This window comes from Streptomyces shenzhenensis (genome assembly GCF_021462265.1).
GTDB lineage: Bacteria > Actinomycetota > Actinomycetes > Streptomycetales > Streptomycetaceae > Streptomyces > Streptomyces shenzhenensis.
The window spans coordinates 1-216 of sequence record NZ_JAJONF010000248.1 but is presented as its reverse complement, the minus strand read 5'-3'; the positions used below and the strand labels follow the sequence as shown (position 1 = coordinate 216).

The 216-nt window shown below is 67.1% G+C and carries 1 protein-coding gene; it reads right to left on the bottom strand.

Annotated features, from left to right (window positions below; all coding sequences use genetic code 11):
• On the bottom strand, nt 1-216 hold a 216-nt coding region (locus LQ326_RS47665), incomplete at both ends, for an AMP-binding enzyme (protein WP_234545448.1).

The following is a 216-nucleotide window of genomic DNA, read 5'->3' as shown; positions in this document are numbered from 1 at the left end:
CCACGGTCCACCTTGCCGTTCACCGTCAACGGAAATGCGTCGAGGACGACGACCGCCGAGGGCACCATGTAGTCCGGCAGACGCGTAGCAACGAAAGCCCGCAACTCTCCGCTGTCCGCGCCGCCTACGGCATAACCGACCAGACGACCGTCCCGGACCAGCGTCACAGCCTGCTCCACCTGTGGGTGGGCCGCGAGGACGGCTTCGATCTCGCCG